This window comes from Clostridium sp. 16K-1-R1, assembly GCF_023921145.1.
Classification (GTDB): domain Bacteria; phylum Bacillota; class Clostridia; order Clostridiales; family Clostridiaceae; genus Sarcina; species Sarcina perfringens.
The window spans coordinates 79,383-102,238 of record NZ_CP046515.1 but is presented as its reverse complement, the minus strand read 5'-3'; the positions used below and the strand labels follow the sequence as shown (position 1 = coordinate 102,238).

General features: G+C 36.7%; 12 protein-coding genes, 3 tRNA genes and 6 rRNA genes. 3 read left to right on the top strand and 18 right to left on the bottom strand.

What is annotated here, in order from left to right; genetic code table 11:
- Positions 1-68 precede the first annotated feature (68 nt).
- The 9 genes from GOM42_RS00515 to GOM42_RS00475 all read right to left on the bottom strand — a co-directional run bounded on the left by GOM42_RS00515 (position 69) and on the right by GOM42_RS00475 (position 9,771).
- Positions 69-218: a hypothetical protein gene (locus GOM42_RS00515; protein WP_003454132.1), complete on the bottom strand. Its 150-nt coding sequence runs from the start codon at positions 216-218 to the stop codon at positions 69-71.
- 126 nt (positions 219-344) lie between these two features.
- Positions 345-1,667 (bottom strand): amino acid permease, encoded by a 1,323-nt coding sequence (locus GOM42_RS00510; RefSeq protein ID WP_110077577.1) that lies wholly within the window; start codon positions 1,665-1,667, stop codon positions 345-347.
- 773 nt (positions 1,668-2,440) lie between these two features.
- Positions 2,441-2,516: transfer RNA gene (locus GOM42_RS00505), tRNA-Ala, on the bottom strand.
- 5 nt (positions 2,517-2,521) lie between these two features.
- A tRNA-Ile gene (locus GOM42_RS00500) sits at positions 2,522-2,598 on the bottom strand.
- Positions 2,599-2,603: 5 nt separating this feature from the next.
- Positions 2,604-2,722: ribosomal RNA gene (gene rrf, locus GOM42_RS00495) — 5S ribosomal RNA — on the bottom strand.
- A gap of 94 nt (positions 2,723-2,816) precedes the next feature.
- A 23S ribosomal RNA gene (locus tag GOM42_RS00490) occupies positions 2,817-5,722 on the bottom strand.
- A gap of 187 nt (positions 5,723-5,909) precedes the next feature.
- Positions 5,910-7,422, bottom strand: a 16S ribosomal RNA gene (locus GOM42_RS00485).
- Together the 16S, 23S and 5S rRNA genes with 2 tRNA genes alongside form the textbook arrangement of a ribosomal RNA operon.
- A gap of 556 nt (positions 7,423-7,978) precedes the next feature.
- Positions 7,979-8,779: a pyruvate, water dikinase regulatory protein gene (locus GOM42_RS00480; protein WP_003466672.1), complete on the bottom strand. Its 801-nt coding sequence runs from the start codon at positions 8,777-8,779 to the stop codon at positions 7,979-7,981.
- 188 nt (positions 8,780-8,967) lie between these two features.
- Positions 8,968-9,771, bottom strand: coding sequence for a class I SAM-dependent methyltransferase (locus GOM42_RS00475; RefSeq protein ID WP_057232027.1), 804 nt, complete (start codon positions 9,769-9,771; stop codon positions 8,968-8,970).
- Positions 9,772-9,986: 215 nt separating this feature from the next.
- On the opposite strand from GOM42_RS00475, the gene GOM42_RS00470 reads away from it, so the two are divergent.
- Together GOM42_RS00470 and GOM42_RS00465 are read left to right on the top strand one after the other, a co-directional pair.
- Positions 9,987-10,742, top strand: coding sequence for a signal peptidase II (locus GOM42_RS00470; RefSeq protein ID WP_110077599.1), 756 nt, complete (start codon positions 9,987-9,989; stop codon positions 10,740-10,742).
- A gap of 118 nt (positions 10,743-10,860) precedes the next feature.
- On the top strand, positions 10,861-11,163 hold the full coding sequence (locus GOM42_RS00465) for a hypothetical protein (RefSeq protein ID WP_003448492.1): 303 nt from the start codon (positions 10,861-10,863) through the stop codon (positions 11,161-11,163).
- A gap of 74 nt (positions 11,164-11,237) precedes the next feature.
- Here GOM42_RS00465 and GOM42_RS00460 read toward each other — a convergent pair whose 3' ends face one another.
- From GOM42_RS00460 to GOM42_RS00420, 9 genes are all read right to left on the bottom strand, one after another.
- Complete coding sequence (locus GOM42_RS00460) at positions 11,238-12,302, bottom strand: extracellular solute-binding protein (RefSeq protein ID WP_110077598.1); 1,065 nt, start codon at positions 12,300-12,302, stop codon at positions 11,238-11,240.
- A 145-nt stretch (positions 12,303-12,447) separates the two neighbouring features.
- A tRNA-Lys gene (locus tag GOM42_RS00455) sits at positions 12,448-12,523 on the bottom strand.
- A gap of 5 nt (positions 12,524-12,528) precedes the next feature.
- Positions 12,529-12,646, bottom strand: a 5S ribosomal RNA gene (rrf, locus tag GOM42_RS00450).
- Between the two features lie 51 nt (positions 12,647-12,697).
- Positions 12,698-15,603: ribosomal RNA gene (locus tag GOM42_RS00445) — 23S ribosomal RNA — on the bottom strand.
- A 187-nt stretch (positions 15,604-15,790) separates the two neighbouring features.
- Positions 15,791-17,303 (bottom strand): 16S ribosomal RNA (locus GOM42_RS00440).
- Between the two features lie 548 nt (positions 17,304-17,851).
- On the bottom strand, positions 17,852-18,535 hold the full coding sequence (locus tag GOM42_RS00435; RefSeq protein WP_003458147.1) for a deoxynucleoside kinase: 684 nt from the start codon (positions 18,533-18,535) through the stop codon (positions 17,852-17,854).
- A gap of 19 nt (positions 18,536-18,554) precedes the next feature.
- Positions 18,555-19,493, bottom strand: a complete 939-nt coding sequence (locus GOM42_RS00430; protein WP_003458201.1) for a GNAT family protein — start codon at positions 19,491-19,493, stop codon at positions 18,555-18,557.
- Positions 19,494-19,517: 24 nt separating this feature from the next.
- Entirely contained in the window at positions 19,518-20,684 is a 1,167-nt protein-coding gene (locus tag GOM42_RS00425) for an MFS transporter (protein ID WP_003472591.1), read from the bottom strand.
- A gap of 290 nt (positions 20,685-20,974) precedes the next feature.
- Positions 20,975-21,736 (bottom strand): tRNA threonylcarbamoyladenosine dehydratase, encoded by a 762-nt coding sequence (locus GOM42_RS00420; protein WP_003450981.1) that lies wholly within the window; start codon positions 21,734-21,736, stop codon positions 20,975-20,977.
- Positions 21,737-22,113: 377 nt separating this feature from the next.
- Between GOM42_RS00420 and GOM42_RS00415 the strand changes: the two genes are divergently transcribed.
- Entirely contained in the window at positions 22,114-22,809 is a 696-nt protein-coding gene (locus GOM42_RS00415; RefSeq protein WP_003458181.1) for a 5'-methylthioadenosine/adenosylhomocysteine nucleosidase, read from the top strand.
- The last annotated feature ends 47 nt before the right edge of the window (positions 22,810-22,856 follow it).

The following is a 22,856-nucleotide window of genomic DNA, read 5'->3' as shown; positions in this document are numbered from 1 at the left end:
GAACACTTTCTTTTTTATTAAACAAAAAAGCTATGAAAGAGTAATTTCTCTTTCATAGCTACTGAATATCAATTATTTGATTTAATTCTCATAATTTCTTCTTCTAAATTTTTTATAAGATTATCAATCTCTTTTGTATCTTTATTGGCTAAAATGAAATTTCTTTTTTTAAGTTTTAATTCAACTAATTCCTCTTCTAAAGCTTCTACTTTTGCCATCCCAATACACTCCCCACGCAAATTTCTGTACCATAAATAATATAACCCCAATTTCAAAACTTATATTTATTATATAATAAATTAACTAATATTACATAACAAATTTGTTAAATATCAAAATTCAATTTATCGGAAGTGTTTTTTTATGCTCATATATCCATAAATCGGAACTCCTAGTAATATTAAAATAAATCCATACATTACTATTTCAGCTCCTGAAGCATATATTGCCCAAATTGCAAAAACAAAACCTATTAAACATCTTATTATTAAACCTAAATGTTTTTTAAATGTAGGTTTTTTATCCTCTTTAACCATAAGTATTATTTCTGCAATAGTTGAAATCGCATATATTGGTAAGTAACTTAAAGTAGCTAATACAACTATAAAGCTATATGCCCCTGCTAAACCCTTAGTAAAGTTCATTAGGAATATAATATTTATAAATATACTACCTATTATTAAGGCTACATGTGGCGTATTATACTTAGGATGTACCTTAGCAAATACACTAGGGAAAATTCCATCCTCTCCAGCAGCATATCCTACTCTAGCAGTTGATAATAGCCATCCCATAGCTGTTCCTAAAATACTAATAGCTATAGCTATATTTAAGAAGTTTAAGCTCTTTAAATTTAAAACTTTAACTATTATATCAGAAATAGGAGCAGTACTTGAAGCTAATTCACTTTGACTCATAGCTCCCATAGCTACGACACTTATTAATATATATAAAACAGTACTAATTAACATACCTAATATAGTACTTCTCTTAACATTTTTTTCAGGATCTTTTATTTCTCCTCCTGCTACAGATGCAGTTTCTAAGCCCATAAATGCCCATAAAGTTAAAGATGCTGCTACAGGAATAGTTGAAACACCCTTTCCTTCTGGAAACATTGGTGTTAGGTTTGACGGATCAAAGTAAATTAATCCAACAACTATGAAGAATATAAATAATAAAACTTTAAAAACAGTTATTACTGAAGCTACTCTACCTGCCAACTTTGTTCCTCTTATATTTATATATGTACAAATCCATAAGATAGACGAACAGAATAAGAAACCTATTATTGGTGAATTAGTTAAACTTGTTATAACTTCACCTAAATAAGTAGTAATAACTATAAAAATAGTAGCATTTCCAATCCAAGATCCATTCCAATAAAGCCATGCAGTCATGAATCCCATAAAGTTTCCGTAAGCTAGTCTAGAATATTCATAAGTTCCTCCTGTCTTTGGAATCTTTGAACCTAAGTTAGCAAACGTTAATGCCAAAACCAAAGAACCTAATCCCGTTAATAACCATGCCATTATAGTTGAACCAGGACCAGATACACTAGCTAAACTGGCTGGAAGCATAAATATCCCAGATCCCATCATGTTACCAACTACTAAAGCTGTAGCAGTAAACAATCCTATTTCCTTTTTTAATTTAGGTTTTCCCATTTTTAATCCTCCTAAAAGCGAATAAATCCAAAACATTAATTTTCACTATATAAAAATTAGTTTGTACTATTTCAATAATTTTATATAGTATATATAACCCCAATTAAAATTTTTAAATCCCTTACTTTGCTCATTGTAATATAAGTTCTATGTAAATTAACATAAATAGAACTTTAATTATTTAAAGAAACTCTAATAAAAATAACTATATAACTTTAAATCGCTAAAGTTTAAAAATTATTTTAATAAGTATAATTTAAAGTATATATAAATAAAATGCTACTTATAGAATATTATCTTATTACTTTATTTTGAACTTATTACTAGCCCTTAGATTCTCTTAATATAAAACTTATAACAATAATCAAAATTTAACTTTCATAAATAATTATAAATAAAAACATGATTATTTTCTATAAAATATAAGTATTTATGCATTATTTTTTGTAAAAATACTTTAAACTCAGTTTACATATATTTACTTAATTATTGTTCAAATATATGCTTAATTGTATTAAACTTTTTATTTTTTCCCTATATTATGAGCTTTTTAACCTTTATAATATTATAATGAATATGAAAAATTAGAGTCATCTTTTAAAAATGACTCTAAAATTACAACAATATCTTAAGGTTTTGCTAAATAAGCACTATGAAATTTAATTATAAATAGTAATTGTATTGATCCTAAATATACTATTATCAATATCTTAGATAGAAATATACTCTTATTTACAAAATAAAAAAGCTATGAACAAAGTTCATAGCTTTAATGGTGGAGGTAAGGAGATTCGAACTCCTGACCCCCTGCGTGCAAGGCAGGTGCTCTCCCAACTGAGCTATACCCCCAAAAATGGTGGACCTTCAGGGACTCGAACCCCGGACCTACCGGTTATGAGCCGGTTGCTCTAACCAACTGAGCTAAAGATCCATATTACCTGGCAACCACCTACTCTCCCACACAGTCTCCCGTGCAGTACCATCGGCCTCAATAGGCTTAACCTTCGTGTTCGGAATGGAAAACGGGTGTTACCCTAAAGAGCATCATCACCAGATGACATGTATATGTTATCAAATCTCTAATAATTTGTCAACATATTTTTGAAAGTTTTTGTTCTTTCAAAATTGCACATATTTAATTTACTATATTTGGTCAAGCCCTCGATCTATTAGTATCGGTCAGCTGAACATGTTACCATGCTTACACCCCCGACCTATCAACCTTGTGTTCTTCAAGGGATCTTACTAGCTTACGCTATGGGAAATCTCATCTTGAGGTTGGCTTCACGCTTAGATGCTTTCAGCGTTTATCCATTCCCGACTTAGCTACCCAGCTGTGCTCCTGGCGGAACAACTGGTACACCAGAGGTCAGTCCATCCCGGTCCTCTCGTACTAAGGATAGCTCCTCTCAAATTTCCTACGCCCGCGACGGATAGGGACCGAACTGTCTCACGACGTTCTGAACCCAGCTCGCGTGCCGCTTTAATGGGCGAACAGCCCAACCCTTGGGACCTACTTCAGCCCCAGGATGCGACGAGCCGACATCGAGGTGCCAAACCTCCCCGTCGATGTGGACTCTTGGGGGAGATCAGCCTGTTATCCCCGAGGTAGCTTTTATCCGTTGAGCGATGGCCCTCCCACGAGGTACCACCGGATCACTAAGCCCGACTTTCGTCCCTGCTCCACTTGTGGGTGTCGCAGTCAGGCTCCCTTCTGCCTTTGCACTCTTCGAACGATTTCCGACCGTTCTGAGGGAACCTTTGGGCGCCTCCGTTACTTTTTAGGAGGCGACCGCCCCAGTCAAACTGCCCACCTAACAATGTCCTGTGACCAGATTCATGGCCGCCAGTTAGAATTTCAGTACTGTCAGGGTGGTATCCCAAGGTTGACTCCACCAAGGCTGACGCCCTGATTTCCTAGTCTCCCACCTATCCTGTACAGACAATACCAAAACTCAATGCTAAGCTACAGTAAAGCTCTACGGGGTCTTTCCGTCCAATCGCGGGTAGCGAGCATCTTCACTCGCACTACAACTTCGCCGGATTTACAGTTGAGACAGTGCCCAAGTCATTACGCCATTCGTGCGGGTCAGAACTTACCTGACAAGGAATTTCGCTACCTTAGGACCGTTATAGTTACGGCCGCCGTTTACTGGGGCTTAAGTTCACACCTTCGCTTGCGCTAAGTGTTCCCCTTAACCTTCCAGCACCGGGCAGGCGTCAGCCCCTATACATCAGCTTACGCTTTAGCAGAGACCTGTGTTTTTGCTAAACAGTTGCTTGGGCCTATTCTCTGCGGCCTACTCTCGTAGGCACCCCTTCTCGCGAACTTACGGGGTCAATTTGCCGAGTTCCTTAACTGTAATTCTTCCGCCGGCCTTAGGATTCTCTCCTCACCTACCTGTGTCGGTTTGCGGTACGGGCACTACTTCTCTCTCTAGACGCTTTTCTTGGCAGCGTGGAATCATGTACTTCGGTTCCGTAGAACCTTCCCCATCACGCCTCAGCATTATGAGAGCGGATTTGCCTACTCTCACTGCCTAAACGCTTAGACTAGCATCCAATAGCTAGCACACACTATCCTCCTGCGTCACGCCATCGATAATAACGATGGTAGTGGTACTGGAATATCAACCAGTTGTCCATCACCTACGCCTTTCGGCCTCGGCTTAGGTCCCGACTAACCCTCAGCGGACGAACCTTCCTGAGGAAACCTTAGGTTTTCGGCCTGTGGGATTCTCACCCACATCTCGCTACTGATGCCAACATTCTCACTCGTAACCAGTCCACCGCTCCTTACGGTACGACTTCAGCCCGGTTACGACGCTCTCCTACCGCTTGAACATAAGTTCAAGCCCGTAGCTTCGGTGGTAAGTTTAGCCCCGTTACATTTTCGGCGCAAGATCTCTCGACTAGTGAGCTATTACGCACTCTTTTAATGAATGGCTGCTTCTAAGCCAACATCCTAGTTGTCTTAGAAATCTCACATCCTTTCCCACTTAACTTACACTTTGGGACCTTAGCTGACGATCTGGGCTGTTTCCCTTTTGACCACGGATCTTATCATTCGTAGTCTGACTGCCGAGCTCAAAGTATGTGGCATTCGGAGTTTGATAAGGTTCGGTAAGCGCTATGCCCCCTAGCCCATTCAGTGCTCTACCTCCACTACTCATACTCGACGCTAGCCCTAAAGCTATTTCGGAGAGAACCAGCTATCTCCGGGTTCGATTGGAATTTCTCCGCTATCCACAGCTCATCCCATGCTTTTTCAACAGCAACGTGGTTCGGTCCTCCACGAGGTTTTACCCTCGCTTCAACCTGGCCATGGATAGGTCACCCGGTTTCGGGTCTACGGCATGCAACTAGTCGCCCTATTCAGACTCGGTTTCCCTTCGGCTCCGTACCTTAAGTACTTAACCTTGCTACATACCGTAACTCGTTGGCTCGTTCTACAAAAAGCACCTCATCACCCTCATAAGGGGCTCTGAGCGGTTGTAGGCACACAGTTTCAGGTTCTATTTCACTCCCCTCCCGGGGTTCTTTTCACCTTTCCCTCACGGTACTGCTTCACTATCGGTCATCAGGTAGTATTTAGCCTTGGGAGGTGGTCCTCCCTGCTTCCCACAAGGTTTCACGTGTCTCGTGGTACTCTGGATCATAACTCGTGGTCTTCTCGTTTCACTTACAGGACTATTACCTTCTACGGTGGAACTTTCCAGTTCTCTTCAGTTACAATAGCCTCCACTTTTATGTTATGTCCACAACCCCGGAAACAAGTTTCCGGTTTGGGCTCTTTCCTTTTCGCTCGCCGCTACTAAGAAAATCGATTTTTCTTTCTCTTCCTCCAGGTACTTAGATGTTTCAGTTCCCTGGGTTACCTTCATTAAGCTATGTATTCACTTAATGATACATGGGGTTTCCCATGTGAGTTTCCTCATTCGGAAATCTTCGGATCTCAGGCTATGTGCGCCTACCCGAAGCTTATCGCAGCTTATCACGTCCTTCATCGGCTCCTGATGCCAAGGCATTCACCATGCGCCCTTTGTAGCTTGACCTATATTAGTTATAGTTCTCATTTTACAAAGAATAGAAATTGGTTTTGCCAATTTGGCTTGTTGTTTCTATAAATTAAATTATGTGCAATTTTCAAAGAACAATTTTGAGAGATAGTCTCTCAAAATTAAACAGAGATATTATCCAGAATTCATTGTCATCTTAGTTGTCCTAAGATGTATTCCTTAGAAAGGAGGTGATCCAGCCGCAGGTTCTCCTACGGCTACCTTGTTACGACTTCACCCCAATCGCTGACCCTACCTTCGGCCGCTGCCTCCTTGCGGTTAGCTCACGGACTTCGGGTATTGCCAACTCTCATGGTGTGACGGGCGGTGTGTACAAGACCCGGGAACGTATTCACCGCGACATTCTGATTCGCGATTACTAGTAACTCCAGCTTCATGTAGGCGAGTTTCAGCCTACAATCCGAACTGAGACTGGTTTTTAAGTTTGGCTCCACCTCGCGGTATTGCATCTCTCTGTACCAGCCATTGTAGCACGTGTGTAGCCCTACACATAAGGGGCATGATGATTTGACGTCATCCCCACCTTCCTCCTGGTTAACCCAGGCAGTCTCGCTAGAGTCCTCAACTTAATGGTAGTAACTAACGACAAGGGTTGCGCTCGTTGCGGGACTTAACCCAACATCTCACGACACGAGCTGACGACAACCATGCACCACCTGTCACCTTGTCCCCGAAGGGATTTCCTCGATTAAGAGTAATGCAAGGGATGTCAAGTGTAGGTAAGGTTCTTCGCGTTGCTTCGAATTAAACCACATGCTCCGCTACTTGTGCGGGTCCCCGTCAATTCCTTTGAGTTTTAATCTTGCGACCGTACTCCCCAGGCGGAATACTTAATGCGTTAGCGGCGGCACGGAGGTGTTGAAACCCCCACACCTAGTATTCATCGTTTACGGCGTGGACTACCAGGGTATCTAATCCTGTTTGCTCCCCACGCTTTCGAGCCTCAGCGTCAGTTACAGTCCAGAGAGTCGCCTTCGCCACTGGTGTTCTTCCTAATCTCTACGCATTTCACCGCTACACTAGGAATTCCACTCTCCTCTCCTGCACTCTAGATAACCAGTTTGGAATGCAGCACCCAAGTTGAGCCCGGGTATTTCACATCCCACTTAATCATCCGCCTACGCTCCCTTTACGCCCAGTAAATCCGGATAACGCTCGCCACCTACGTATTACCGCGGCTGCTGGCACGTAGTTAGCCGTGGCTTCCTCCTTGGGTACCGTCATTATCTTCCCCAAAGACAGAGCTTTACGATCCGAAAACCTTCATCACTCACGCGGCGTTGCTGCATCAGGGTTTCCCCCATTGTGCAATATTCCCCACTGCTGCCTCCCGTAGGAGTCTGGGCCGTGTCTCAGTCCCAATGTGGCCGATCACCCTCTCAGGTCGGCTACGCATCGTCGCCTTGGTAGGCCGTTACCCCACCAACTAACTAATGCGCCGCGGGTCCATCTCATAGCGGATTGCTCCTTTGGTTGAATGATGATGCCATCTTTCAACGTTATGCGGTATTAATCTTCCTTTCGGAAGGCTATTCCACTCTATGAGGCAGGTTACCCACGTGTTACTCACCCGTCCGCCGCTAATCCGTTTCCCGAAGGAAACTTCATCGCTCGACTTGCATGTGTTAAGCACGCCGCCAGCGTTCATCCTGAGCCAGGATCAAACTCTCAATTTAAAAGTTTAATCTATACTCATATTACTTATAAAAGAATTGCTGGTTTATGTTAATATCTTCTGTTTAATTTTCAAAGACCATTTCGTTGTCGCCCTCAAGCGACTTCCTTAGTTTATCATCACTTCGAAACTTTGTCAACAACTTTTTTTCAAAACTTTTAATTTATTTTGTTAAGTTGTTTGTGTGTCTCTCAGCGACGAGATTTATCTTACCATGATATTAATTCTATTCACTATTTATTAACATTAAAAATTCTAAATTATAATTATAATTCTTTTATTTTCATCTATTTTCTTATTAATTCTTATATTGATACACCTGGATTAGTATATTTAGTTCTTATTTACATTCTAATATAATATATTCAAAATAATTCCAAAACATAATGCAAACTAATATACTAATAAATTTAAAAATACTATTTTTTATTTATGTAACATTAATTTAATCACTTATTTAAAATAATAAAAATATAAGCTACTAATAAAAAATACTAGTAGCTTTATATTTATCCCTATTAAATTTTGTGTTTTAAAATAATTATGTTTATAAAAAATTATTTCACACCTAACTTTTCCATTATTATTAAAGCAGTATCTTCTATAGCTCTTTGAGTTACATCTATGGTTCTGCATCCTATTTTTCTAAGTATCTTATCTGCAAATTCAAACTCCTCTAATATTCTTGAATCAGAAGCATACTCTATATCTGCTGATATTCTATGAAACTTATCTAATCTTCTTTTTCTTATTTCTATAAGTTGAAGTGGATTTATTGTAAGTCCAAATATTTTCTTTTTATCAATTTCATATAATTCTTCTGGTACACCTACCTCTGGAACTAGTGGAATATTTATTGCCTTTATTCCCTTGTTAGCAAGATACATACATAGTGGAGTTTTAGATGTTCTAGATAATCCAACAAGAACTACATCAGCATTTTTTAATCCTCTATAGTCTTTGCTATCATCATACTGCATAGCAAATTCCATAGCTTCTATCCTCTTATAATAAGTTTCATCAGTATTCCACATAGCACCTGGATTATAATCTGGATACTTATTTAATATTGTTGAAGCTACATTTATTATTGGACCTAATACATTTATTATATTTATATTTTTCTCAATACATTTTTGTGTTAGATACTCTCTAACATTAACAGTTATTATGGTAGATACAATCATACATGCTTCACAATCCTCAATGGTTTTCATTAAATCCTCTACATCTTCTAAGCTTTTAACATAAGGAATTCTTTTAACTTCAGCATTATCCTTAAATTGACTAGCAGCAGCCATGGCTACCTGCTGAGCTGTTTCTCCTATGGAATCTGAAACTGCAAAAATTGTTAACATAAAAATTACTCCTCTCTTTTCATCTAAAAACAACTATATTATTATTGTTGTTTTTTTAATGTAATTTACTCTCTTTTCCCTTTTAGTTTTTATATTTTATAGCTACTAGAGCTTTTAAGCCATAGATTTAAATTAATTCTCATAGTTACTATTTTATATAAATAAACTATTTAACCTTTAAAATACTATTATTTTTTAGCAACTATTATAAGATGTTCTGTTGAATCTCTAAATCTTTCATCTTCACATTTTTCAGTTGCAACCTTTAATAAATTAAAGTATATTTCCTTGTCCTCTAAATAATATTTAGTCATATAAAAAGCTTGTCCACTTAAAAAGCTTTCAGCCCCTGCTCTACTTAATATATTAAAACCTACCTCATTAACCTCAGAAATAGCCTTTTCTGGAACAGTAAAATATGTTTCAGTAAAAGATTCTTCCTCACTAAATCCTTTTTCATCAAATAAGTCATATATCTTATTTATATCTTTATACTCTTGTGGAAAGTCTGAAAGACCTACCTTTAATACTCCTAAGGAATTTATATAAGCTATTAATATAATCCCACCTGGTTTTAATATTCTCATGCAATTTTCTAATATTCTAATTCTATCTTCCCTTGATTGAACATGATACATAGGACCCATAAGAAGTATTCCATCAAAGGTATTATCTTTTATAAAGTCTAAATATAAGGCATCTCCACAAATATAATCCTTTGCTTTTAATCCCATACTTTCTATATTTCTCTTTGCCATATCTATAGATTTTTCTGATAAATCCATTAAACTAACTTCATATCCTCTTTTTAATAGTTCTATTGAATATCTTCCCGGTCCTGAGCCTATATCTAATATTTTTCCTTCCTGAGGAAAATACTCTTTTATCATATACATAGTACTAAATAATTCTAATCTATTATATGGATCATTTAATCTAAGCCATTCATTCTTACTATTTTTATTATAGTACTCTCTTATAATATCTGTCATAAAACACCTCGTCATTTATTATGTGTGATAATTTATATATTCTTTTAAAATTCTATATATCCTCTTTAATTGTAATAATTAACTATGTTAAAATTGATTTAGTTTAATTAATGACACTATTATAGACTAAAGTTATAGATATCTCTTTAATATTTATAAAAGTTATTGTTATTTTAATTAAATATTCTAATGGTATATCTTATAGGGAGGTAATAATGAATAAAAAGAAATGGGTAACTATAGGGATACTGCCTATAATGTGGTTGATTTATTTCTTATTTGAGTTTTTAACTGGAAGAATTGAAAATAATTCTGAAACTCTTATGATGTTGTTTTTAATAATTCCTTTTGCATTAGTAGGATATCTCGTATATGTTTTAGTAAATAAATATAAAGATGGATTTAACAAAAAAACATTGCTATGGATATTTATGATTCTAATGATTTTAGATCAAGGAATAAAATTTATTATACATAAATGGTTTTTCAATGATCATTTTAATATTATAGGTAATTTTTTAACCTTCCAACCAATTATAAATACAGATGGCTCTTGGCTAAATGTTCGCTTTGGAACTGGATTAGACTTTGGATTCCTTATAATATTAAATTTAATAGCATTAATAATATTCTTTGAATGTTATAGATATTATGTCCATAATGGCCATAAAGATTTTAATGCAGATATGTGTATAGTATTTATAATGGCTGGTGCTTTATGTTCTTTAATAGATAAAGTGTTTTATGGTGGAAGCTTAGACTTCATAGGTATAAGCAATTTATTTATAGCTGATTTTAAAGATATATATATAAACTTGGCTATTTTATTTTTCATCTTATGCATATACTTTAATGATTACTGGAAAGATGATAGCACTAGTACCTTAAAAGATGATCTTGCTTCAGTAAAAAGATTCTTTATTTTTGCTAAAAATGATTTACTAGTAAATATATTAAAACTTAAGAAATAGTATATTTGTAAGATATCACAAATTTAATCTAATTATCCATTTATAATGGACAAAGCCTCTTATTGTGATATATTAAAGGTGTAGAGAATTTAATATATTAATTGAGAGGAGAGTAGCTATGCTAGTAAGATGTATAGATAATTCATTATGCTCAAGCCTAACTTTTGGTAAAGAGTATGTTGTAATTGAAGAAGGCGATAAATACTATGTTGTAGTTGATGATAGAAACAAGGAAATTACAACTAAAAAGCAAAGATTTGAAGTTATCGAAGATAGTGATTTAGCTAAAAAAGCCAAAGCTACTATAAATGAACTTAACTTCCAAATTAACAATGAATTTAAAGATATCAAAGACTTTAAGGTTAGAACTAACTCTAAAGGAGAAATCAAAGAAGTTATCATTAAATTTAAATACGAATAAGTTATTTACAATTCACACTTTAAATATAAAAGAGATATTATGTTTTAAACATAATATCTCTTTTTTAATATGTATTAAGATTTCTTCTTACCTTTAATAACAGGATTGTTAGTTGTCTTGGCAGGTACTTCTGGTTTAACAACACCATTAAAGAATTGAACCCATTTATCTTCATTCTCAAGAACAACATTATTTTCTATATCTAAAGTTTTAAAATTCTTAATCCAGTCAGGAGAATATTTTATTGCTACAGGTAATGTAGGCATTATATTAAATTTCTGAGCTAGTTCTAATTGAATCTTTGGCCCAGCTACAAACTCCATAAATAGTTCTGAAGCATTTGGATTAGGAGCTGATTTTAATATACCTGCACATTCAGTTATAACAGGTACACCCTCTTGAAAATCAATTCTTGTTATATTAGCATTATCTTTAATTTTTTTATTTAAAACATCTAAAGGTAAAATTCCTATTGGAGTTTCTTTAGTGTCTAAAGCTGTAAATAATTCTTCGTAATTATTAAAAAATGTAGCCACATTTAACTTTACACCTTGTAAGAAAGTACTTCCTATATTATCATCATTATTTCCTTCTTTACTTAAATAAGAAGCTGTAGCAGATATAAAATACTTTGTATAATCATTATTAGAATTTACCATTAATAATTTATTAGCTAAATTCCCATTTTTTAAATCAGATAAACTCTTTGGTACAAGATTTGCTGCTAAGTTAGCTTTATTATAAGCAACTACCATAGGGTTTCTAAATATTGAATACCAATATCCATCTTTATCTCTATAATTATCATCTACATCACTATACCAACTTGTTTTATATCCTTTAAGAATATTATCTGAAGCCATTTTTTTATATAATTCATTATCTCCACCTAATATAATATCAGTATTAGAATTTTTAAAATCATCTTCTTTTATTTCATCTTTTACTTCATATTTAACTGATATTCCAGTTTCTTTTTTAAATTCTTCAGCTATATAACTATTAACTTCATCAGGATATTTACTTGTTACTACTACTGTACCCTCTAAAGTATTTTCTTTTGATCCACCACAAGATACCATTGAAAATGAAAATACTAAAAGCAAACCTAATGATAATATTTTCTTTATTCCTTTCATTACTCTCCTCCCAAATACTATAAAAATATAATTAAAACTCTTTTTTACATTCTTACTTAACTAACTTAAGTATAAATTATTTTACCACTAATTTATATAATATATTTTTATATACAAAAAAAACCTCTCTTATTAGAGAGGTTTTTGGTGATCTGCCAGGGAATCGAACCCTGGACACCGTGATTAAAAGTCACGTGCTCTACCAACTGAGCTAGCAAATCATAAGACCTGGCGACCACCTACTCTCCCACACAGTCTCCCGTGCAGTACCATCGGCTTCTAAAGGCTTAACCGTCGTGTTCGGAATGGGAACGGGTGTTACCCTAAAGAACATCATCACCAGATGTTTGAAAGTTTTTGTTCTTTCAAAATTGCACATATTTAATTTACTATATTTGGTCAAGCCCTCGATCTATTAGTATCGGTCAGCTGAACATGTTACCATGCTTACACCCCCGACCTATCAACCTTGTGTTCTTCAAGGGATCTTACTAGCTTACGCTATGGGAAATCTCATCTTGAGGTTGGCTTCACGCTTAGATGCTTTCAGCGTTTATCCATTCCCGACTTAGCTACCCAGCTGTGCTCCTGGCGGAACAACTGGTACACCAGAGGTCAGTCCATCCCGGTCCTCTCGTACTAAGGACAGCTCCTCTCAAATTTCCTACGCCCGCGACGGATAGGGACCGAACTGTCTCACGACGTTCTGAACCCAGCTCGCGTGCCGCTTTAATGGGCGAACAGCCCAACCCTTGGGACCTACTTCAGCCCCAGGATGCGACGAGCCGACATCGAGGTGCCAAACCTCCCCGTCGATGTGGACTCTTGGGGGAGATCAGCCTGTTATCCCCGAGGTAGCTTTTATCCGTTGAGCGATGGCCCTCCCACGAGGTACCACCGGATCACTAAGCCCGACTTTCGTCCCTGCTCCACTTGTGGGTGTCGCAGTCAGGCTCCCTTCTGCCTTTGCACTCTTCGAACGATTTCCGACCGTTCTGAGGGAACCTTTGGGCGCCTCCGTTACTTTTTAGGAGGCGACCGCCCCAGTCAAACTGCCCACCTAACAATGTCCTGTGACCAGATTCATGGCCGCCAGTTAGAATTTCAGTACTGTCAGGGTGGTATCCCAAGGTTGACTCCACCAAGGCTGACGCCCTGATTTCCTAGTCTCCCACCTATCCTGTACAGACAATACCAAAACTCAATGCTAAGCTACAGTAAAGCTCTACGGGGTCTTTCCGTCCAATCGCGGGTAGCGAGCATCTTCACTCGCACTACAACTTCGCCGGATTTACAGTTGAGACAGTGCCCAAGTCATTACGCCATTCGTGCGGGTCAGAACTTACCTGACAAGGAATTTCGCTACCTTAGGACCGTTATAGTTACGGCCGCCGTTTACTGGGGCTTAAGTTCACACCTTCGCTTGCGCTAAGTGTTCCCCTTAACCTTCCAGCACCGGGCAGGCGTCAGCCCCTATACATCAGCTTACGCTTTAGCAGAGACCTGTGTTTTTGCTAAACAGTTGCTTGGGCCTATTCTCTGCGGCCTACTCTCGTAGGCACCCCTTCTCGCGAACTTACGGGGTCAATTTGCCGAGTTCCTTAACTGTAATTCTTCCGCCGGCCTTAGGATTCTCTCCTCACCTACCTGTGTCGGTTTGCGGTACGGGCACTACTTCTCTCTCTAGACGCTTTTCTTGGCAGCGTGGAATCATGTACTTCGGTTCCGTAGAACCTTCCCCATCACGCCTCAGCATTATGAGAGCGGATTTGCCTACTCTCACTGCCTAAACGCTTAGACTAGCATCCAATAGCTAGCACACACTATCCTCCTGCGTCACGCCATCGATAATAACGATGGTAGTGGTACTGGAATATCAACCAGTTGTCCATCACCTACGCCTTTCGGCCTCGGCTTAGGTCCCGACTAACCCTCAGCGGACGAACCTTCCTGAGGAAACCTTAGGTTTTCGGCCTGTGGGATTCTCACCCACATCTCGCTACTGATGCCAACATTCTCACTCGTAACCAGTCCACCGCTCCTTACGGTACGACTTCAGCCCGGTTACGACGCTCTCCTACCGCTTGAACATAAGTTCAAGCCCGTAGCTTCGGTGGTAAGTTTAGCCCCGTTACATTTTCGGCGCAAGATCTCTCGACTAGTGAGCTATTACGCACTCTTTTAATGAATGGCTGCTTCTAAGCCAACATCCTAGTTGTCTTAGAAATCTCACATCCTTTCCCACTTAACTTACACTTTGGGACCTTAGCTGACGATCTGGGCTGTTTCCCTTTTGACCACGGATCTTATCATTCGTAGTCTGACTGCCGAGCTCAAAGTATGTGGCATTCGGAGTTTGATAAGGTTCGGTAAGCGCTATGCCCCCTAGCCCATTCAGTGCTCTACCTCCACTACTCATACTCGACGCTAGCCCTAAAGCTATTTCGGAGAGAACCAGCTATCTCCGGGTTCGATTGGAATTTCTCCGCTATCCACAGCTCATCCCATGCTTTTTCAACAGCAACGTGGTTCGGTCCTCCACGAGGTTTTACCCTCGCTTCAACCTGGCCATGGATAGGTCACCCGGTTTCGGGTCTACGGCATGCAACTAGTCGCCCTATTCAGACTCGGTTTCCCTTCGGCTCCGTACCTTAAGTACTTAACCTTGCTACATACCGTAACTCGTTGGCTCGTTCTACAAAAAGCACCTCATCACCCTCATAAGGGGCTCTGAGCGGTTGTAGGCACACGGTTTCAGGTTCTATTTCACTCCCCTCCCGGGGTTCTTTTCACCTTTCCCTCACGGTACTGCTTCACTATCGGTCATCAGGTAGTATTTAGCCTTGGGAGGTGGTCCTCCCTGCTTCCCACAAGGTTTCACGTGTCTCGTGGTACTCTGGATCATAACTCGTGGTCTTCTCGTTTCACTTACAGGACTATTACCTTCTACGGTGGAACTTTCCAGTTCTCTTCAGTTACAATAGCCTCCACTTTTATGTTATGTCCACAACCCCGGAAACAAGTTTCCGGTTTGGGCTCTTTCCTTTTCGCTCGCCGCTACTAAGAAAATCGATTTTTCTTTCTCTTCCTCCAGGTACTTAGATGTTTCAGTTCCCTGGGTTACCTTCATTAAGCTATGTATTCACTTAATGATACATGGGGTTTCCCATGTGAGTTTCCTCATTCGGAAATCTTCGGATCTCAGGCTATGTGCGCCTACCCGAAGCTTATCGCAGCTTATCACGTCCTTCATCGGCTCCTGATGCCAAGGCATTCACCATGCGCCCTTTGTAGCTTGACCTATATTAGTTATAGTTCTCATTTTACAAAGAATAGAAATTGGTTTTGCCAATTTGGCTTGTTGTTTCTATAAATTAAATTATGTGCAATTTTCAAAGAACAATTTTGAGAGATAGTCTCTCAAAATTAAACAGAGATATTATCCAGAATTCATTGTCATCTTAGTTGTCCTAAGATGTATTCCTTAGAAAGGAGGTGATCCAGCCGCAGGTTCTCCTACGGCTACCTTGTTACGACTTCACCCCAATCGCTGACCCTACCTTCGGCCGCTGCCTCCTTGCGGTTAGCTCACGGACTTCGGGTATTGCCAACTCTCATGGTGTGACGGGCGGTGTGTACAAGACCCGGGAACGTATTCACCGCGACATTCTGATTCGCGATTACTAGTAACTCCAGCTTCATGTAGGCGAGTTTCAGCCTACAATCCGAACTGAGACTGGTTTTTAAGTTTGGCTCCACCTCGCGGTATTGCATCTCTCTGTACCAGCCATTGTAGCACGTGTGTAGCCCTACACATAAGGGGCATGATGATTTGACGTCATCCCCACCTTCCTCCTGGTTAACCCAGGCAGTCTCGCTAGAGTCCTCAACTTAATGGTAGTAACTAACGACAAGGGTTGCGCTCGTTGCGGGACTTAACCCAACATCTCACGACACGAGCTGACGACAACCATGCACCACCTGTCACCTTGTCCCCGAAGGGATTTCCTCGATTAAGAGTAATGCAAGGGATGTCAAGTGTAGGTAAGGTTCTTCGCGTTGCTTCGAATTAAACCACATGCTCCGCTACTTGTGCGGGTCCCCGTCAATTCCTTTGAGTTTTAATCTTGCGACCGTACTCCCCAGGCGGAATACTTAATGCGTTAGCGGCGGCACGGAGGTGTTGAAACCCCCACACCTAGTATTCATCGTTTACGGCGTGGACTACCAGGGTATCTAATCCTGTTTGCTCCCCACGCTTTCGAGCCTCAGCGTCAGTTACAGTCCAGAGAGTCGCCTTCGCCACTGGTGTTCTTCCTAATCTCTACGCATTTCACCGCTACACTAGGAATTCCACTCTCCTCTCCTGCACTCTAGATAACCAGTTTGGAATGCAGCACCCAAGTTGAGCCCGGGTATTTCACATCCCACTTAATCATCCGCCTACGCTCCCTTTACGCCCAGTAAATCCGGATAACGCTCGCCACCTACGTATTACCGCGGCTGCTGGCACGTAGTTAGCCGTGGCTTCCTCCTTGGGTACCGTCATTATCTTCCCCAAAGACAGAGCTTTACGATCCGAAAACCTTCATCACTCACGCGGCGTTGCTGCATCAGGGTTCCCCCCATTGTGCAATATTCCCCACTGCTGCCTCCCGTAGGAGTCTGGGCCGTGTCTCAGTCCCAATGTGGCCGATCACCCTCTCAGGTCGGCTACGCATCGTCGCCTTGGTAGGCCGTTACCCCACCAACTAGCTAATGCGCCGCGGGTCCATCTCATAGCAGATTGCTCCTTTGGTTGAATGATGATGCCATCTTTCAACATTATGCGGTATTAATCTTCCTTTCGGAAGGCTATTCCACTCTATGAGGCAGGTTACCCACGTGTTACTCACCCGTCCGCCGCTAATCCGTTTCCCGAAGGAAACTTCATCGCTCGACTTGCATGTGTTAAGCACGCCGCCAGCGTTCATCCTGAGCCAGGATCAAACTCTCAATTTAAAAGTTTAATCTATACTCATATTACTTATAAAAGAATTGCTGGTTTATGTTAATATCTTCTGTTTAATTTTCAAAGACCATTTCTTTGTCGCCCTCAAGCGACTTCTTTATTTTATCATCACCTTCGAACTTTGTCAACACTTTTTTTAAAAAACTTTTTAAGTTGTTTTCTTTCAACTTATTGTCTTTTTTTGTTGCCCGTCCTTAGTGACAGGTATTATCTTAACACCATTTCTTTAATTTAATTTAAATTTTGCTTTAGTTTTTGAAAAACATCCAAACTAATCTTTTAAATCCTTTCATTTTCTCTGTATATCATATATTGACACACTAGGAAAAGTTTATAGATATTATATTCAATTACTATTCATTTATGGATAGTTTTGTATGTTTAACCCTTGTAAAAACCTAAATTAATAATAAATCATTTATCATAATCACCCTTTTTTCTTTAAAATATTCATATAATTACTCAACTTAAATAAAAAAATACTTTAATAATATACAAAAGAAGAGAATAACTAAATATCCTCTTCTTTTAAATAAACTTATTTATTATTTTCTAATTCGCTTAGTTTCTCATCTATAAGATTTAAAACATATTCTCTATCTTCTGGTACATTTTCAAAATCTAACTCATCAACATTTATTCTTAATATAGGAGAGACATTATAGTTTTCAAAATACTCTCTATACTCATTATTAAGCTTTTCCCAATATTCTCTTTCAACTACTTGCTCGTAATCTCTACCTCTTTTTTGAATTCTCTTCATAGCTTCATCTACTGATATTTCTAGATATACCATTAACTTTGGTGCTTTAACATGCTCTAGCATATTTTCTAAAAGCTCCTTATATAATTCAAACTCTTCAACTGTCATTTCGCCCTTTTCACATAGCATCTTAGCAAATATAACATCTCCATATATACTTCTATCCATAACTGAATTCTCTACAAGTCCAGCTTCTTTTATATGCTTGAATCTTTTATTTAAAAAGAATACTTGAAGTGGAAAAGAATATCTATTCCTATCATAATAGAATTTTTCTAATATAGGATTGTCCACCACAGGTTCCTCATAAGCTATTAACCCTCTCTCTGCTAAGATGTTCATTAAAGTACTCTTACCTACTCCAACAACTCCATCTACAACTATCATTTCCCAATTTCCTCCTCTATCTATCCTATCTAGTATCTCTCTGTAAAGATTATTTTTCGTATTTAGAGACAATATTGTTCCTCCTTAAACCTTATAAGTCATCGTTCACCTTATAAAATATTTTATGATCTCTCCATTCACCATTAATGTATAAATATTTTTCACTAATACCTAATTCATTAAATCCACAAGCCTTTAATACTCCTTGAGATCTAGAATTCTCAATTAAGGTTGAAGCCTCTAGTCTATGTAAACCCATTTCTTCAAAAGCGTAACTACATACTGTATTAAGTGCTTCTTTCATATAGCCCTTTCCTTGATGCTCCTTATCTATGGAGTATCCAACAAAGGCATTTCTTAATATTCCATAGACTATATTAGATAATTTTATTTTTCCTATTAGTTTTTCATCTTTAAATATACCTAAATCAATTGAAGTTCCATCTATAAACTGTCTAAAACTTTCTGTTAAAATTTCTTTTTGTCCTTCATAAGTATAAAAACCGCTATCTCTAGTAGGTTCATACTGTCTTAAATGCTCTTCATTTCTTATATAATAATCAAGCATTTCTTCTGTATTCTCTGGAGTTAAATTTCTAAGGGCTAATCTTTCAGTATTTAATTGAAACTGAACTAATTTAACCTTATCATTAAAGTCATTTATATTTATCCCCATAATATATTCATCTTTCTGAATACCATTATTACATACATTATCTGATAATATACCCTCAAGCATAAAACCTAAATCTAAATAAGCATTAAAGTTTTTTATATCCGAAACAAAAAGATTAATTTTATATATGTCTTTTTCAGCAAATAAAACCTTTAAAATCTTTCTTAAAGTCTCTTTCATAAGTTTATAGTTATCTTCTTTGTAAAATTTAAATTTAACATCAACTTTTTTATTTTTACTATCTAAATCCTTCAAGAAAAATCTACCTAGTATTATGCCAACTTTATCTTTTACAACGTATTCCCTATCATTTCCTCTTATTGCTTCTATAAATACATTCTTATCAAAAGACATACTCTACTCTCCAATTTACATTTTTTACTTTACTAGCCTCTTCTTAGTATTTAAGTATAAGTAGAACATTAAAATGGCAGATAAAATTGCACTTGCAGGTATAATATAAAATGCCTTATCTGGTCCAACACTTTCATTTAACAATCCAATAGCCTTGTTAAGAATCATACCAACTAAACTAGCTGATGTTATTACAATACCTGTAATATATGCAACATTCTTATCAAAAACCTTACTAATAGTTAAAACTGTAGTTGGGAATGTTATTGAGAAGAATAATCCTGATACAGATATTATCACCATACCGTTTCTACCTAAAAGTAAACCTAAGATACAAAGTGCAGCTCCTATTATTAATGTTTTATATAATATATTGAAATATCCTCTTTTTTCTACTACAAATCCACCAAATAATCTTCCTATGGTGAATATAGCAAAAAATAGTGATAAATACATTCCTGCCTTTTGCTCATTTATATTATAACCGTACTTCATGTAATTTACGAACCAATTTGATATACCCTGCTCTGTAAATACATATAATCCTAAGGCAAGCATATAGGCAACTATTACCTTATTTGATAAAGCTTCTATTATAGTCATCTTATCTTTTTCTTTAACTATTTCTGTTCTAGGTATTTTAACGAATATAAAGCATATGAATACTGCTAAGTAAACTAAACCTACAAAGAAATACATAGTTCTCCAGTTAACTCCTCTTGCAGTTAATGAACCAAACAATCCTTGTCCAACTGAAGAGCCTAACCCGTAGCAAGCATGCATAACATTCATTATTACGTTTTGTGCCGTTAATGCTAATATAGGAAGAACTGTATTACATGATATTGCAACCATTGCTATACCAGCACTACTTATTACCATTCCTGTATATAACATTAAATAGTTTTTTGTAAAAGATAAAAATATAAGTGATAAAAATATCACCATCAATCCAGCTAAAAATACCTTTTTCTGTCCAAACTTTTCGCAAAGCATTCCACCTATAAATGTTAATACCATATAAGCAGCTGAAGTAGAAATAAGTAAGTTACTTATAGTATTATCGTTAACTCCAAATTCCTGTTTAAATACTGGTATGAATATACCCTTAGTATTTTCAACTATAGCTGCTAAAATCATCATTATAAATAGAAAAGCTAATGCAACATAATTTTGCTTTTTACTGTTCATTATTACTTCTCCTTATTATTTAAAATAAATAAAACTTTATTAGATCTATATTATTAAAATATACTACTTTAAACCATAAAAAACATAAAATTTAGAGTAGTTATTTATAAAAAACAAAAACATAAAAATTATACCATAAAAACATTGAATAGTGCTTAATTATGTATACTTACTCTACATAATTAAAAACTTCTTTATATTTTAAAATTAAAAGCTTTATAAATAGAAAAAGAGCTTATATCAAAATAATTTTTATTATCATATTTTGATAAAGCCCAAATTTCTCTATATTAAATATATTCTTTTATTAAATCTTTAACCACTTCTGATGCTATTATCATACCAGCTACTGGAGGTACGAAAGATACACTTCCTGGTATTTGTCTTTTAGCTGAACATTTTTTAGTTCCACCAGTACAAACACATCCTGTTTTGCAAGTAACTACATCTTCAACCTTTGGTTTTCTAGGCATTTCTTCTGAATAAACAACCTTTAATTTCTTAACCCCTCTTTTTCTTAGTTCATATCTCATAACCTTAGCTAGCGGACATACCTTTGTATTATATATATCAGCTACTTTAAACTCTGCTGGATTTAATTTGTTTCCAGTTCCCATTGAACTCATAAGTTTTATTCCTTTTTGTTCACAATAAACAGCAAGAGCTATCTTAGCTGAAACAGTATCAATGGCATCTACCACATAATCTACATCATCTGGTATTATTTCTTCTAAGTTATCTGGAGTAACAAAAACTTGTATAGTCTCCACATTACAATTTCTATTTACCGAAAGAACTCTTTCCTTCATAACCTCTACTTTGTTTTTACTTATAGTTTTATATGTAGCATGTATTTGTCTGTTTAAATTTGTTAAACAAACAGTATCATCATCAACTAAAATTAAGTTTCCTACTCCTGCTCTAGCTAAAGCTTCTACAGTAAAGCTTCCTACTCCACCAACTCCAAATACCATAACTTTGCTCTTTGCTAATTTATCTAAAGCATCTTTACCTATTAGTAATTCTGTTCTTGACAATGAATGTTGTAACATAAACTTTCTCTCCTTCTTAAGTTAATAAAATTTCCCCTATGTTAATCCTCTATAATATGTTCTAAAATAAATATCTCAAACTTATAATGTTTATTCTTATACTTAATAAACACACAAATTCATTAATATTATATACATTCTACTTAATATAAATAAAGTTTTTCATTTATATTAACATATAATTCTTTTAAAAACTTACTTCCCTCTAGAAAATTCATATAAAATTTCTTGGATTAAGCCCTAATTTAAGTAAATTCTAATCAATAATAAAAGGCTAAAGTGTGCTTTTATTATTGATTTACTTTCTAAATTTCTATGATATGATCTTTTTTTAATATATAATAACTTTATGAATTTAATTTGAGGAGGAATTTAAAATGACTTTAGGAATAATCGCCGCTATGAGCGAAGAATTAGAAATTCTTTTAAAAGACATGGAAGTAAAATCTAAAGAAACTAAGGCTAATATGACTTTCCACCAAGGTACGCTTTGGGGTCAAGAGGTTGTAGCCGTTGTATGTGGTATAGGTAAGGTTAATGCTGCCGTTTGTACTCAAATATTAATAAGTGAATACAAAGTTAATAAGGTTATAAACGTTGGTGTTGCTGGTGGTATAGGCATGGAAATATATCCTGGTGATGTTGTTATAGGTAACTCATTAGTTCAATATGATATGGACACATCTGCCTTTGGAGATCCTATAGGACAAATACCAAGATTAGATACCTTTGATTTTAAATGTTCACAAGAATTAGTTGACCTTTGCGAAGAAGCTTGTAAAGAAAATGAAGAAATAAAGAGCTTCACTGGAAGAATAGTTACTGGTGACCAATTTGTTGCTAGTGTAGAAAAGGTTAAATGGTTAGAAGAGGAATTTGGAGCTTCTGCTTGTGAAATGGAAGGTGGAAGTATAGCTCACGTTTGTTACTTAAACAATATTCCATTCCTTGTTATAAGATCAATATCTGATAATGCAAATAATGGAGCACATATGGACTTCGCTGAGTTTACAGCTATAGGAGTTAAAAACTCTACTTCAATATTAAAATCAATGATTTTAAAAATGGCTTAATATAAAAGGATATTATCCAAAATAAGTTTTATTATATTTTGGATAAT